Annotated in this window: 10 protein-coding genes and 1 pseudogene; 6 read left to right on the top strand and 5 right to left on the bottom strand. The window is 31.0% G+C overall.

Features of this window, described 5'->3' with window-relative positions; genetic code table 11:
- The first annotated feature begins 3 nt into the window (after positions 1-3).
- From LACAL_RS09820 to LACAL_RS09830, 3 genes are read left to right on the top strand one after another with little or no spacing between them, the layout of a single operon-like run.
- Complete coding sequence (locus tag LACAL_RS09820; RefSeq protein ID WP_013870574.1) at positions 4-1,347, top strand: 2TM domain-containing protein; 1,344 nt, start codon at positions 4-6, stop codon at positions 1,345-1,347.
- A gap of 8 nt (positions 1,348-1,355) precedes the next feature.
- Entirely contained in the window at positions 1,356-1,703 is a 348-nt protein-coding gene (locus tag LACAL_RS09825) for a 2TM domain-containing protein (RefSeq protein WP_013870575.1), read from the top strand.
- Between the two features lie 36 nt (positions 1,704-1,739).
- Complete coding sequence (locus LACAL_RS09830; protein ID WP_013870576.1) at positions 1,740-2,495, top strand: LytTR family DNA-binding domain-containing protein; 756 nt, start codon at positions 1,740-1,742, stop codon at positions 2,493-2,495.
- Positions 2,496-2,501: 6 nt separating this feature from the next.
- Here the strand turns inward: LACAL_RS09830 and LACAL_RS09835 are convergent, their stop codons facing one another.
- Positions 2,502-3,692 (bottom strand): LETM1-related biofilm-associated protein, encoded by a 1,191-nt coding sequence (locus LACAL_RS09835; RefSeq protein WP_013870577.1) that lies wholly within the window; start codon positions 3,690-3,692, stop codon positions 2,502-2,504.
- Positions 3,693-3,842: 150 nt separating this feature from the next.
- Between LACAL_RS09835 and LACAL_RS15575 the strand changes: the two are divergent.
- From LACAL_RS15575 to LACAL_RS09855, 3 genes and pseudogenes are all read left to right on the top strand, one after another.
- Positions 3,843-5,087: pseudogene (locus LACAL_RS15575) on the top strand (DUF4331 family protein).
- An 89-nt stretch (positions 5,088-5,176) separates the two neighbouring features.
- A complete protein-coding gene (locus tag LACAL_RS09850; protein WP_013870580.1) occupies positions 5,177-6,457 on the top strand; it encodes a lipopolysaccharide assembly protein LapB in 1,281 nt (426 codons plus the stop codon).
- Positions 6,458-6,465: 8 nt separating this feature from the next.
- A complete protein-coding gene (locus LACAL_RS09855) occupies positions 6,466-8,715 on the top strand; it encodes a TonB-dependent receptor domain-containing protein (protein ID WP_013870581.1) in 2,250 nt (749 codons plus the stop codon).
- Between the two features lie 348 nt (positions 8,716-9,063).
- On the opposite strand, the gene LACAL_RS09860 is transcribed toward LACAL_RS09855, so the two are convergent.
- The 4 genes from LACAL_RS09860 to LACAL_RS09875 all read right to left on the bottom strand — a co-directional run bounded on the left by LACAL_RS09860 (position 9,064) and on the right by LACAL_RS09875 (position 14,279).
- The gene (locus LACAL_RS09860; protein ID WP_013870582.1) at positions 9,064-9,864 is read right to left on the bottom strand and encodes an anti-sigma factor domain-containing protein; all 801 of its coding nucleotides are present in this window, start codon (positions 9,862-9,864) and stop codon (positions 9,064-9,066) included.
- Between the two features lie 2 nt (positions 9,865-9,866).
- Positions 9,867-10,397, bottom strand: a complete 531-nt coding sequence (locus tag LACAL_RS09865) for an RNA polymerase sigma factor (RefSeq protein WP_013870583.1) — start codon at positions 10,395-10,397, stop codon at positions 9,867-9,869.
- Between the two features lie 9 nt (positions 10,398-10,406).
- Positions 10,407-10,964, bottom strand: a complete 558-nt coding sequence (locus tag LACAL_RS09870) for a superoxide dismutase family protein (protein ID WP_013870584.1) — start codon at positions 10,962-10,964, stop codon at positions 10,407-10,409.
- Positions 10,965-11,078: 114 nt separating this feature from the next.
- Positions 11,079-14,279, bottom strand: coding sequence for a hypothetical protein (locus LACAL_RS09875; protein ID WP_013870585.1), 3,201 nt, complete (start codon positions 14,277-14,279; stop codon positions 11,079-11,081).
- Positions 14,280-14,290: the final 11 nt, after the last annotated feature.

Genomic DNA, 14,290 nt, shown 5'->3' on the forward strand with positions numbered 1-14,290 from the left:
ATTATGCATAGAGTAACCAAACAATTATTAATCACTTTTTTAATAGGAACTTTAGTTTTTATTATTGGTACTGTGTTTTTTGAAGATTACCAGCACAAATCAACAACACAATTTTTAATTGCTTTTGGGTTCTATCAACTGTATGCATTTGTGTTAGGCTTTAGTAATATGTTTTACTTTGGCTATTTAGAAAACAGAAATTGGAAAGATACAGATAGCAAAAAAAGAATAATAATAGGTATTGTAGGTTCTATTTTAATAACGCTTATAGGTTTATTTTTTTTACGTGCATTCACATCGGTTATATATTACGGCAATTCATTTAGTAGTTTTTTACAAAATGAAAGCTTAGAAGCTTACGAGTTTGGTTTTGTAATTACCATGCTTATAGTGTTTGTATTTCATGCCATATATTTTTACAATCGCTATCAAAAAAATAAAATAAAAGAGCAAAAGGTAATTGCAGGAACAGCAAGTGCAAAGTTTGACGCTTTAAAAAACCAATTAGACCCTCATTTTTTATTTAATAGTTTAAATGTATTAACCAGTTTAATTGAAGAAAACCCAAATAGCGCGCAAAAGTTTACCACGAGCCTATCTAAAGTTTACCGTTACGTTTTAGAACAAAAAAATAAGGATTTAGTAACTGTAGACGAAGAATTAAAATTTGCAAAAACCTACATGTCGTTATTAAAAATGAGGTTTGAAGACAGTATAATTTTTGACATACCTGAGCAAGCCTCAAATCCAGAAAGTAAAGTAGTACCATTATCATTACAATTACTTTTAGAAAATGCTGTAAAACATAACACTGTAACAGCTAGTAAGCCATTACACATTAAAATTTATGAGAAAAACGGCAATCTAGTTGTAGAAAATAACTTGCAAACCAAACAAGTAGTAAAAAAGAGTAGTGGCGTAGGTTTAAATAATATAAAACAACGCTATCAATTATTAACAAACAAATTAGTAAGTATAAATGAGTCTAAAACTAATTTTAGAGTAACCATTCCAATACTTACAAAACAAATAAAAACAATGAGACAATTACCACAAAAACAATTTGACGATCGCTACGTAAGAGCGCGAAAACGAGTAGAAGAAATAAAAGAATTTTATTACAACATAATCTCTTACTGCTTTGTAATCCCGTTTTTAATATTTATAAATTATCAAACCTATTGGGAGTTTAAATGGTTTCTATTTCCAGTATTTGGTTGGGGATTAGGTATTGCATTTCATGCTTATAAAGTATTTGTAAACGATGGTGTTTTAGGGCGCAATTGGGAGCAACGCCAAATAGAAAAGTTTATGGAAGAAGAGCAAGCTAATAATCGTTATAAATAAAAATAATCATGGAAAATAAAAATATAGAACCTTATCTTGAAAATGAATCACAACGCGATTATGAGCGAGAAGAAGCCTATATAAGAGCGCAAAAACGTGTAGAAAAAATAGTTGGATTTTACTGGCATTTATTTTGGTATGTAATTGTAAATATTTTTATTGTGTTTATAATTTCTAGAAACCTTAAGGGTGGTGATTTTTGGAGTATAGAAGTATTTTCAACACCTATTTTTTGGGGTATTGGCTTGTTTTTTCATTTTATGGGTGTATTTGGACCAAATTTAATATTTGGTAAAACTTGGGAAAAACGCCAGATAGAAAAGTATATGGAAAAAGATAAAAACCGTTGGGAATAATTACATTATAAATATTAATAGTCAATTTATTTTTAAATGAAAGTAATAATAATTGAAGACGAAAAACCATCTGCAAGACGTTTACAGCGCATGTTACAAGCCTTAAGTATTGAAGCAGAAACAATGTTGCACTCTGTAGAAGAAGCTATAGGATGGTTTCAAAATAATGAGCATCCAGATTTAATTTTTTTAGACATTCAATTAAGTGATGGCTTATCTTTCGAAATATTTGATGCTGTAGAAATACAGTCTGCTATAATTTTTACCACTGCTTATGATGAGTACGCATTACAAGCCTTTAAATTAAACAGTATCGATTATTTACTTAAGCCTATTGATGATGAAGAATTAGACCAAGCGGTGTCAAAGTTTAAAACCAGATTGCCAGAAAAACAAAAAGTAACTTTAGATTTTAACGATATTAAAAAGCTGTTGGTTAACCCAATTGAAAGAGAGTACAAAAAACGTTTCTCGGTTAAAGTTGGGCAACATTTAAAGCTAATTAATGTAGATGAAATTGAATGTTTTTATAGTGAAAACAAAGGAACCTATTTGCATACAACCGATGGTAGAAACTATTTGCTAGACACAACTTTAGATAGTTTAGAAAACGAGTTAGAACCTAAACTGTTTTATAGAATAAATAGAAAGTTTTTTGTAAACATTCAAGCTATAAACGATATGGTGAGTTACACCAATTCAAGACTTCAAATAAAATTAAATAGTTATAATGAGCAAGATGTTATAGTAGCCAGAGAACGTGTAAAAGATTTTAAAAATTGGTTAGAATAATAAAAATTACTCTTCAATTTTATTATCATCAAAGGCAGAAGGTAACATATTAGGTATAAGTTTAGCAACAATTGGTAATAAAATAGCACCACCAGGCAATATAAAAATAGCCAAACTTGGTATAGTTTTAAAAATATCTTTTAATTGAGCTTGCACTTTATTTTGCTCCTCTTTAGTTAACTCTCTAGTTGTTGCCTGAGTTAGTAATAACATAAGGTCTTTACTTTGGTTTAATTCTCTAAAAATACGTTTACTGTTTCGTTTAATTAGTTTGGCTACATATTGTGATGAGTTCTCGTAAAAAACACTAAATTGACTTGACGATTTAAACAATAAAAAGTTGTTTTTATGCTTTTTATAAAACGTTGCTATGTGAGATAAAGAGTCGTTTACATTTTCTTCAGAGAGATTCATATCTGCACCTAAAGCTTTTATAAAATTATATTCTTTATCATCTACAAACTGGTCTTCCCAAACCGAGAGACAAGCCATGTCTATAAAATATTTTTTTTCAGTAGAAGAATATTTGGTTTCAATTTCACGATGGTAAAATTGATTTAAATCGGCTCTATCAGTTTCAATATAAGAAGTAGATTCTTGTATGGTATTAAGTATTTCTGTATCTGCTTTTTTCTTCTTGTCTTTAAAACTTAAAGCATCATAAGTAATATTCATAACCATAGATTCTAAGTTAGAAACATAGTCTTTAATATTATAATCACTTCTTAAATACCTTTCATAAGCAATTACATCTATAAATATTAACGAGTTTACAATGGTTTTATTAAAGTTACGTGTAAGTATGTTATTATCTGCTAAAACACGATCATTAATAAGGCGTTCTAATACCGAAAAATTATCTTTTCCTATTAAAAGCTTATCCCAAACAGAAAGTTCAGACAATTCTAAAGTTTTGTAAAATTTTAAAATTGAAGGAATAAAATCTTCAAATTTTGGATGTTCATTTTTAAAACAATAACAATGAAACAAAGCATCAATAAAATTAATTTTTACTAATTCATCTAATGAAAACTGCGTATCATGTTTAAAGTGGTCTGGCACGGTTTCGCTTAAACCATAAACTAAGCCTGTACTTCTAAGTTTAAAATACAAATCGTTATAATCTTTATAAACCAGAGACTCTGAGTCTACAAGACTGCCAAACTTTTTAATCCAACCTTTAGTAGATGGGTTCACTTTTTTATTTTTTGAGCTATTAACTATCTGTAATTAATAGTAGTTTATATAGGTTTTAATTGTTAACACAATTTTAACAAAACCTATGTTTCTTTATTTCCGTAAATATAGGTGAGAACCAAAAATTAATAAACAAAAAATCTCATTATTATGAAAAAAATGAAAATTTTACTTGGAGTCGCAGTAATTACAGTTGCTGGATTTCTAATGGTAGCTGCCGATCACATTGATGCGCCAGCTGTAAGTGGTGGCGGAGCTAGTTCGTCTACAGATATTACAGACTTTTATGCTTTTAGAGCAGAAAACACAGATAATATTGCTTTTGTAGCAAATGTTAGAGGTTTAATTAGTCCTTCAGCATCATCATCGGTAGATTTTGATGAGAATGTTTTAATTGAAATTAATATTGACACCAATGGAGATGCAGTACAAGATATGGTAATGCAAGCAATACCTAGAGATGGAAAAATGTACATTTTTGGACCGTTTGCATCAACATCTACAGATTTAAATAGTACAATAAATACAGATGCAGTAACAACTGTAGTAGATATTACACCTTATGGATCTAATGCTATTTCTGCAACAAATGCATCTGGAATTACTGCCTTTGCAGGATTAAGAGACGATCCATTTTATTTTGATTTTGCTCAGTATTCTGAAATTATTGCAGGAAATGCAACTAGTTTTAACGATCCTGGTACAGATTTATTTGCAGGTACTAACGTATTATCATTAGTAGTTGAGGTTCCTAAAAGTTTAATAGGAGGAACAGGAACAATAAACACTTGGGTAGAAACTAAGTCTAAATAATAACTAACAAAAAATAAACTTAATATTATGAAAAATATAAAAATATACATGTTAGCGGTACTAGTTTCGGCTGTATCTTTTAACTGTTCTAACGATGATGATGCTGCTTTTATTACAGTAGCACCAGATCCAGATTTCTCTGGAACCTACACACAAGATGACCAAATGGCAAGACCTGCTATAAATACCGTTTTTGTAAATGACGGAAGTAAGGATATGTTTAATACTACAGTTCCTTCTGCGCAAGGTGCTGCATTTCAAACAGCTTTTGAAGATAAATTATTAGCCTTAAATCCTGGATACACAACAAATGCCTTAGGTTTTACAGCAACTCAATTTACTACAGCCTTAGCTACAGATGTTTTAACTGTAGATTTAGATGGAGAAACAACTTTTGCAAGTGCAGATCTATCTACTGTTTTAACTGGTAGAACTTTAATGGACGATGTAATTGATATAGAATTAACATTAATATTTGGAGGACCAGACGGATCAGAAAATCCAGGTTTAACAAGTGATAATGTACCTTCTAATGATAAAGCTTTTTTAGCCTCTTTTCCATATTTAGCTTCTCCTCACTAGAAGTCTAAATTAATAATAGAGCGTTAATTTTATTATTAGCGCTCTATTTTTTTACCCAAAAACCAAGAAAACAAACAAAAACAAACAACATGAAAACCAAAATATTCACACTTTTAATTACTGTATTTCTGTTAGGATGTAATACAGAAACTAAAAAACAAATTTCGAATCCCGAAGATTATAACGTCTATTTAAATTCAGAAAATAAAAATTTAAAAACAGCACAAGATGAGTTGACTTTTTGGGAAAATAAACTAGAAGCCACACCAAACCAGTTTCCATATCTTGCAAAAAAAGCTTCTGCCGAAACTCAGTTATTTGGCATAACAGGAGATATTCAACATTTAATTAATGCCGAAAATTACTTAATTGAAGTAAACAAAACTACAAACTACAGTGAAGCAGGATATTTAAGAGCATTAGCCAGAAACTATATCTCTCAACATAGATTTAAAGAAGCTTTATTACTATTAGAAAAAGCCGAAACTAATGGTGAAAATTTAGCAGGTACACAAAAAATGTTATTTGATGTGCATATGGAATTAGGTAATAATGATAAAGCAAAACATTACCTAGAACAAGTTGTAGATTTAAATAGTTTCGATTATTTAATTAGAACAGCAAAATGGAATGACCATAAAGGTAATCTTGAAGCTGCCATAAAATATATGGAGCAAGCAATGGCTAAAACCGAATCTTCTAAAATAAAATCATCTATGCAATGGTCTTACACTAACATTGCAGATTTTTATGGGCACGATGGTCAAATACAAAAATCTTATAATTATTTTTTAAAAGCCTTAGAATTAAACCCTAACGATGCCTATGCGAAAAAAGGTATTGCATGGATAATATATTCTTACGAAAGAAATCCAGAAGAAGCTCTAAGAATTTTAAACACTATTACTACAAACTATAAAGCACCAGATTATTATTTGTTAAAAGCTGAAATTGCTGAGTTTATGAAAGATGAAACAGCAAATACAAAATATTTGAGCCAATATAAAGAAGCTGTAAAAGACTCTAATTATGGCGATATGTATAATGCTTATAATATAGAATTATTAGCAGAAACCAATCCAGATTCTGCTTTGGTATTATCTAAAAAAGAAATTGAAAATAGAGCCACTGCTCAAACTTACGATTTATTATCTTGGGCGCATTTGCAAAAAGGAAACACAGCCGAAGCTTTAAAAATAGCAAAAGAACACGTTGTAAATAAAACTTACGAACCAACAGTTTTATACCATTTAGCAGAAATTTATAAAGCTAACAATATGGAAGACGAATTAAAACCGCTAAAAGAAGAACTTTTAGGTGCGTCTTATGAGTTAGGACCAATAATGGAAACTAAAATTAAGCAACTATAAAATTACTAATGAAAAAAATTAGCCACCAAATTAATTATGCTTTAACAGCATTATTTCTAGTATTTACACTTTCTCTCTCTGCGCAGCAATTAAAAGGCGTTGTAGAAGACATTTACTCACAACCTTTAAGCGGTGTTTATATATATAACTTAAATAGCGAAGCTCACGCACATACTTTAGATAATGGTGCCTTTGTAATAGAAAATACAAAACCAGAAGATACTTTGTCTGTAAGTTTATTAGGTTTTAAAAAATTAAACATTGTTTTAAAAAAAGAAGACTTTAACCAAGGTTTAAACATAAGTCTAGAACGTAAAATTTTTAGGTTAAATGAACTGGTTTTAAATCAAGAAGTAGAAGTTTTAAACGCTTTACTTAAAATAGATGTAGACAATAATCCAATAAATTCATCACAAGAAATATTACAAAAAGTACCTGGATTAATTATAGGTCAACACGCTGGTGGAGGTAAGGCCGAGCAACTTTTTTTAAGAGGTTTCGATATAGATCATGGTACAGATGTTTCTATAAATGTAGATGGTATACCAGTTAACAATGTTTCTCATGCACATGGTCAAGGTTATAGCGATTTACACTTTCTTATACCAGAAACAATTAAAAATTTAGATTTTGGTAAAGGTCCGTATTATGCAAATGCTAGAGACTTTACAACAGCAGGTTATGTAAATTTTAAGACAAAAAATTATTTAGACAGTAATGTAATAAAATTATCATACGGTCAATTTAATAGTATTAGAACATTAGGTTTATTTAATTTAATAGATAAATCTAAAAGTGATAATGCCTATGTAGGTATAGAATATATCGAGACCGATGGGCCATTTAATACCTCGCAAAACTTTAATCGTTTAAACCTATTTGGTAAATACAACACTTTTATAAATAGTAGTGATAGATTGGCAATTACAGCTTCGCATTTTACAAGTAGATGGGATGCATCTGGACAAATACCACAGCGAAAAGTAGATGATGGAACCATAGATAGATATGGAGCTATAGATGATACCGAAGGTGGAAATACAAGCCGTACAAATTTAAATGTAGAATTTCTTTCAGAGATAAATGAAAATACAACATTAAAATCAAACGTTTTTTACTCGCATTATGATTTTGAATTGTACTCTAATTTTACATTCTTTTTAGAAGACCCAATTAATGGCGACCAAATAAAACAAAAGGAAAACCGAAACATATTTGGTTTTAATGCTCAAATAGATAAGTTTTATAATAAAGATGCTTTCGATGTTGAAACAACAGCAGGTATAGGTTTGCGTCACGATAAAAATGATGATGTAGAATTGTCACATACTTTAAACAGAAACACTACACTAGAAAACATTCAATTAGGAGATATAAACCAAACTAATGCTTTTGCTTTTTATAAAGCTAAATTCGATTTTGGGCGATTTGAAATCACTCCAGGATTACGTTTAGAATACTTTAAGTTTTTATATAACGATAAATTACTTGAGACTTATAATACCCAATCTGAAACAAAAACAGCATTACTACCTAAACTAAATATAGTGTTTAGGCAAAATGAAAACTTACAATGGTTTTTAAAATCTGGTATTGGTTTTCACTCTAATGATGCTAGAGTAGTTGTAGCACAAGAAGGAGAAGATATTTTACCAAAAGCTTATGGTGTAGATTTTGGTACAATTTATAAACCATTTTCAAAACTATTTTTAAATGCAACGGTTTGGTATTTACACTTAGACCAAGAATTTGTTTACGTTGGAGATGCAGGAATAGTAGAACCTAGCGGAAAAACAAAAAGGTTAGGTTTAGATTTAGGATTACGATATGAGTTAAACGAGTATTTATATTTAAATACCGATGCAACCTTAACACAAGCACGAGCTATAGATGAGGTTGATGGTGAAGATCATATACCTTTAGCACCTAGCTTTACATTAGTTGGAGGGTTGGCGTTAAAAGATTTTAATAATTTCTCAGGAAGCTTTAGATACAGATATATTGATGATAGGCCAGCAAATGAAGACTATTCTGTAACAGCTGAAGGTTATTTTGTTACAGATTTTAATATAAATTATCAATTTAATAAAAACTTAAACTTAGGTGTTTCAATAGAAAACTTATTTGATGTAGAATGGAATGAAACACAATTTTTAACCGAGTCAAGATTACAAAACGAAGCTGCATCAGTAGAAGAAATTCACTTTACTCCGGGCACACCATTTAATGCAAAAATGATATTAACTTACAAATTTTAAATAATTTAAAACCAACACACTATTTATTTCGTAAGTAAAATTGTAGACATAATGAATAGTATATAATTGATTGTTGAGACCAACAAATTCTTTTAGCTACATGTTAGTAAAAGTTTTGTTTGTTTTTTGTTGGTTGATTAGAAAGTACCTTGTTTATCCCTAACTATTAAACAAGGGCTTTCTACAACAATTAAGTAATTGTTTTAAGGGAAATAATTACTTCTAAAAAGGCTTAAAGAGAAATCTTTAAGCCTTTTTTTATGTGTTATAATTGCTAAATTGGTTGAATAAAAAAAACCTCAGTTTTATAAATCTGAGGTTTTTTACTATTTAGTATTTAAGTGTTTTTTAAGATTGTAATGCACCTAATGTATAAAGTTGTTCTAAAGTAGGAGAAGCACTACCACCAGCAGGTTCTAATGTAATACCAAAGGCTTGTGACTCGTTGGTATTTGTTAATTTAAAAATCTTATTTTCATTAGATTTAAAATTATCTATAGTACCTAAGCTTGTTGGTGTTAACGGGTTTAAGGTTAACGACCAAGCTTGATAAACTTTTCCTTCTGGAGGTTCTGGTAAACCTTGTAAATCTAAATAAACAGTATTGCTTTCTTTATCCCAATAAGCTTTTGCATAGGCTTCAGGATAAACTGCTTGTCCTGCTAAAGGAACAGCAATAACATCTTTAGCTCTTAAAGCATTTAATAGTGTTTTAGTTTCAGCTAAATCTGTATTTATAGTATTTACACGATTTTCAAAAAACGCTTTTTCAGTTTGTACAGTATTAATTTTAGACTCTAAATTGTTTTTCTCATTTACAGTCCATAATAATCCAGCTGCTAATAAAATAGTGGCTGCCCAACCAGTATAAGTAAACCAATTGTTTTTAGGTTTATTTAAAGCTATAATTTGAGCATCTCCATTATTATTTTTTAATTTACTTAAAATTGTTTCAAAAGAAATTACTCTGTTTTTTGGAGCGACTTCTTTGGTTAATTTAAGTATTGCAGTTTCTATGGCTAAAACTTCTTGAGTAACTTCAGGATGTTTTAACATCATATCATAAACATCTTCGTTTTCCTTAGCAGTGAGTGCACCGGCAACGTAGAGTTCTAATATTCCAGAATCTATGTAAGTTTGTGTATTCATAATTATTCTAATACCATTTCTCTTAGTTCCTTAATACAATTTCTATTGTGCGTTTTTATTGTCCCAATAGGCATGTCTAACGTTTCAGATGCTTCTTTTTGCGTGTAACCTTTAAAGTAAAGGAGCTCGATAACTTTTATACACTTTTCTGCTAGTTTACTAACAAACTTGGCAATGCCAATCGCATCTGTAGATTGGTCTAAGTTATCTCGAGTTGGTATAATATCTACGAAAAAATCTGAGTTAAGGTTTTTAGAACTGTTTTTAAAACTTTTAGAACGTGTTTTATCTATAGCAGCATTTCTTGCAATGTTTAAAATCCAGGTAAAAAAACGTCCTTTAGAAGCATTGTAAGAATCAGATTTATTCCATGCTTTAATAAAAACATCTTGCATTATTTCTTCTGCAATATCGTGATCTCTTACTATATTATAAATTACACCATGCATGCTTTCACTATACATATTGTATAAGGCTTCGAATGCTTTTTCGTCCTTTGCTTTAAACTTTACTATTAATTGTTCTAGTTGCATTATTTAAAATTATTGAATTATACCACCACAGCTTATTCTGCTTCCTGCAGCGCCACTTGGTTGAGATGTAAAATCATCTGTACCTTGGTGTACAATAATGGCTTTACCTAAAATGTCTTTTGTGTTGTCTCCACAACCTATGCACCATTCGTTTGTAGAAAAGTTTACAGCAGCAAAACCTTTTTCGTCTGCATTAAAATTTCCTATATCACCTTTATGGTATCCAGCATCATCTCCCCATTTACCATGCGGCTCTCCAGTTGGGTTCCAGTGACCTCCAGTAGATTTTCCATCGCTAGAAGAGCAATCTGCCTTTTCATGAATGTGTATAGCATGTTCTCCTGGGTCTAAACCTTCTAAAATGGCAGTCATTTCTACTTTTCCATCTTCTTGTGTGAAAACAACATTGCCTTTTACATTACTATCGCTTTTTGGTGATAAAGCAAATTTAACTTTAACTGCTTTTTCTGCTTCGGTTACGGGTTCAACTTTATCTTTTGCATCTTTTTTACAGCTTATTGTGAATACTGAAACTGCTAACAGTGTAAGTAATACTAATTTTTTCATTGTTATAGTTGTTTTTTGTTATAGTTTAGAAAGTTAAGCTTATAAATGGATTTTTGCAAGAAACTTGCTGCCTAATACCTTTAAAATCTATATTAAATTTATTAAAGCACTTTTTTAATCTATTGAAAAATTTTCAATGGCTTTAAACTCAGAAATTTCTAAACTTTCTATGGTGCTTCTATATTTTTTCCAATCTGTATTAAAAAATGTGTTTGTTTCTTTTAAGGCATTTTTTAATGCTGTTTTTGCATGATTTAGTAATGTTGTTTCTGTACTGGTTAAACCGTTTTGTCTTGAACTAATGTAGCTACTTGCGTTACCAATTCTAGAATTTACAGTAGGTAAGTTACTACGGGTAATACCTTGCCTGTCGTCTTCTTTACCAAAGTAAATAGCAAATTGTTCGTCTATTTGTTTAATAATTTCTTTAGATGCTTTTATTTCTTCTTTATATTTCTTTTTGTCTAAACTGCTAAGGTTCTTCTTAAATTTTTCAGCTGTTTTTTTGCTTTCGGCTAATTGCTTTGTTGCATTTGCCATTGTTTGTCTTAAATCTTCAATTGATTTTAAGGCTGTGTATATTTCATTAGTGTTTTGTGCTGAAACTTCAAGTCTTGGATCTTCTTTTACAGTAATAAATTCTTCCGAAGTTAAATCGCCATAATGCATTACAGCTTTGTAAGTTCCTGGTTTTACTTCTACGCCTCGTGGCTCACTTTTTCTTTTTCGTAATGATTTTGATGGTCTATCTTTTCCGCTTTCACGCATATACCATGTCCAATTGTAAATACCTGTTGTATCTGGAGTTTTTCGTTTTAAAGTTCTAATAAGTCTATCGTTATCATAAATCTTAAGACTTATAGAATCCCATTTTACTTTATTTTCATCTAAACCTTCTTCTTCATTTTTATTATCTTTTTTAGCTTCTTTTTCTTTTTTTACTGGCTTATCTATTTTTACAAAATACCTAAATCTTGCTCCAGAACCTCTGTTTTCGCCATTATACATAGCGTCTGCACCAAAACGGCTACCAGTTGGTTGTTGGTATGCTGCTTTGTAAGCTGTTGGTGGCGTAAATAATTTTAGTTTATTATTAGAAATTTCGTTTTTAGCTATGGCTCTTAAAGGCCTAATATCATCTAAAACCCATGCAGCACGACCAAAAGTGCCAATAACTAAATCGTGTTCTCTTGGGTGAATTACTAGATCTTTTACAGGAACTGTTGGGAATCCTTCTGTCCATTTTGTCCATTTGTTGCCTGCGTTTGTAGATATATAAAGTCCGTCATCGGTACCTAAAAACATAAGGTTTGGTTCTTCAATATCTTCAATTATAGAAAGCGTGTAACTTTCAACATCATTAGCATCTACAATACGTTGCCAAGTTTTACCATAGTTTTTTGTCCTGTAAGCGTAAGGTTCGTAATTAAATCTTCTATAATCATTAGCAACTAAAAGTGCTTCGCCTTTATTTTTATTACTAGCTTTTATTTGTACAATCCAACTTCCTTTAGGTAAGCCGCTTAAACCATTACTAACATCTTCCCAAGTATCGCCATTGTTTTTAGTTACATGTACACGACCATCATCTGTACCAACCCAAAGCATATTTTTTTCTATTGGAGATGGCTCAATAACTAGTATTGTACAGTGATTTTCTGCTCCTGTAGCATCTATTGTTAATCCGCCACTATCACGTTGTTTTTGTTTTTTTGGATCGTTGGTAGTTAAGTCTGGCGATATAATCTTCCAAGTATCACCTTTATCTGTAGATTTATGTACAAATTGGCTTCCAAAGTAAACCGTACTATTATCAAACGGATCTATATTTATTGCAGAATTCCAGTTAAAACGTAGTAATACATTAGCATCTGGATGTGTTGGTCTAACCATATAATTATTGCCTGTTTGCCAATCGTAACGGCTTACGTAACCTTGCTGGCTCATAGTCCAACCGTAACGTGAATTGTCGCGATCTGGAATAACATCAAAACCATCACCAAAGCTTATTTCTTGCCAATAGCTATTTCTAATGCCTTGCGCTTTCCAAACATAAGCTGGGCCACGCCAAGAACCGTTATCTTGCATACCGCCGTAAACATTATACGGGAACTCGTTATCTACATTTATATGGTAAAATTGTGCCACAGGCATGTTACCAATAAAACGCCAAGATTTTCCGCCATCTTTGGTAATATTCATTCCGCCATCATTTCCATCTATCATGAAATTTCCGTTTTCAGGATGTATCCACCAGGCGTGATGATCTGGGTGTACACCATTATTTGCACCATAAGCCGGCATAAGTTGTTTAAAACTTTTTCCACCATCTTCACTTACATTTATGTACGTGAATACAGAGTATACGCGATTTTCGTTTTGTGGATCTACATAGATTTCAGAATAGTAAAACGGCCTGTTTCCAATATCACTTTTATCGTTTATTTTTTCCCATGAAAATCCGCCATCTTCACTTTTGTAAAGCGCATTCTTTTTAGCTTCAACTAAAGCATAAATTATATTTGGTTTATTTCTAGCGATTGCTACACCAATTCTTCCTAAATTACCTTTTGGAAAACCTTCTTTTTCTGTAATTTTTTTCCATGTTTTACCACCATCGTGAGTTATATGTAATCCAGAGCCTTCACCACCAGAATTAAAAAACCAAGGCTCACGTTTGTGTTCCCACATTGCAGCAATTAATTTGTTAGGATTTGTAGGATCCATAACTAAATCTGCCGCACCAGTTTTATTATTTGCAAATAATATATTTTTCCATGTTTTACCACCATCTGTAGTTTTGTAAACACCACGCTCACTGTGTTCTCCCCAAGGACTACCAATAGCAGCAGCATAAACAATATCTGGATTTGTTGGATCTATTACAACTCTATGGATATGTCTTGTTTTTTCTAAACCCATAGATTTCCAGCTTTTTCCAGCGTCTAAAGATTTATAAATACCATAACCACCATTTAAACTATTTCTTGGATTACCTTCTCCAGTTCCTACCCAAATAACACTTGGGTTAGATTGTTGTATAGCAACAGCACCAATAGATGCGGTAACTTCATTATCAAAAATAGGATCCCATTTAATACCACCAGAAGTAGATTTCCATAAACCACCAGAAGCTGTACCAACATACATAATATCTGGGTTAGAATGTACAGCATCAATTGCTGTAACGCGTCCAGACATTCCTCCAGGACCAATATTTCTAGGCGTTATATTTTTAACCAAATCCATAGAGAAATCCTGTGAAAATGCTGTAATTGAAATACATAAGAAAGAAAGAAATAATAGTTTTTTCATTTTTTTGTTCA

Origin of the sequence: Lacinutrix sp. 5H-3-7-4 (assembly GCF_000211855.2) — a bacterium.
Classification (GTDB): Bacteria; Bacteroidota; Bacteroidia; order Flavobacteriales; family Flavobacteriaceae; genus Lacinutrix.

Excerpts from the sequence above, each read along its gene's own strand:
- LACAL_RS09870 (WP_013870584.1), bottom strand. The coding sequence starts at position 10,964 with ATGAAAAAATTAGTATTACTTACACTGTTAGCAGTTTCAGTATTCACA.
- LACAL_RS09820 (WP_013870574.1), top strand. The coding sequence starts at position 4 with ATGCATAGAGTAACCAAACAATTATTAATCACTTTTTTAATAGGAACT.
- LACAL_RS09875 (WP_013870585.1), bottom strand. The coding sequence starts at position 14,279 with ATGAAAAAACTATTATTTCTTTCTTTCTTATGTATTTCAATTACAGCA.
- LACAL_RS09855 (WP_013870581.1), top strand. The coding sequence starts at position 6,466 with ATGAAAAAAATTAGCCACCAAATTAATTATGCTTTAACAGCATTATTT.
- LACAL_RS09865 (WP_013870583.1), bottom strand. The coding sequence starts at position 10,397 with ATGCAACTAGAACAATTAATAGTAAAGTTTAAAGCAAAGGACGAAAAA.
- LACAL_RS09825 (WP_013870575.1), top strand. The coding sequence starts at position 1,356 with ATGGAAAATAAAAATATAGAACCTTATCTTGAAAATGAATCACAACGC.
- LACAL_RS09830 (WP_013870576.1), top strand. The coding sequence starts at position 1,740 with ATGAAAGTAATAATAATTGAAGACGAAAAACCATCTGCAAGACGTTTA.
- LACAL_RS09850 (WP_013870580.1), top strand. The coding sequence starts at position 5,177 with ATGAAAACCAAAATATTCACACTTTTAATTACTGTATTTCTGTTAGGA.
- LACAL_RS09860 (WP_013870582.1), bottom strand. The coding sequence starts at position 9,864 with ATGAATACACAAACTTACATAGATTCTGGAATATTAGAACTCTACGTT.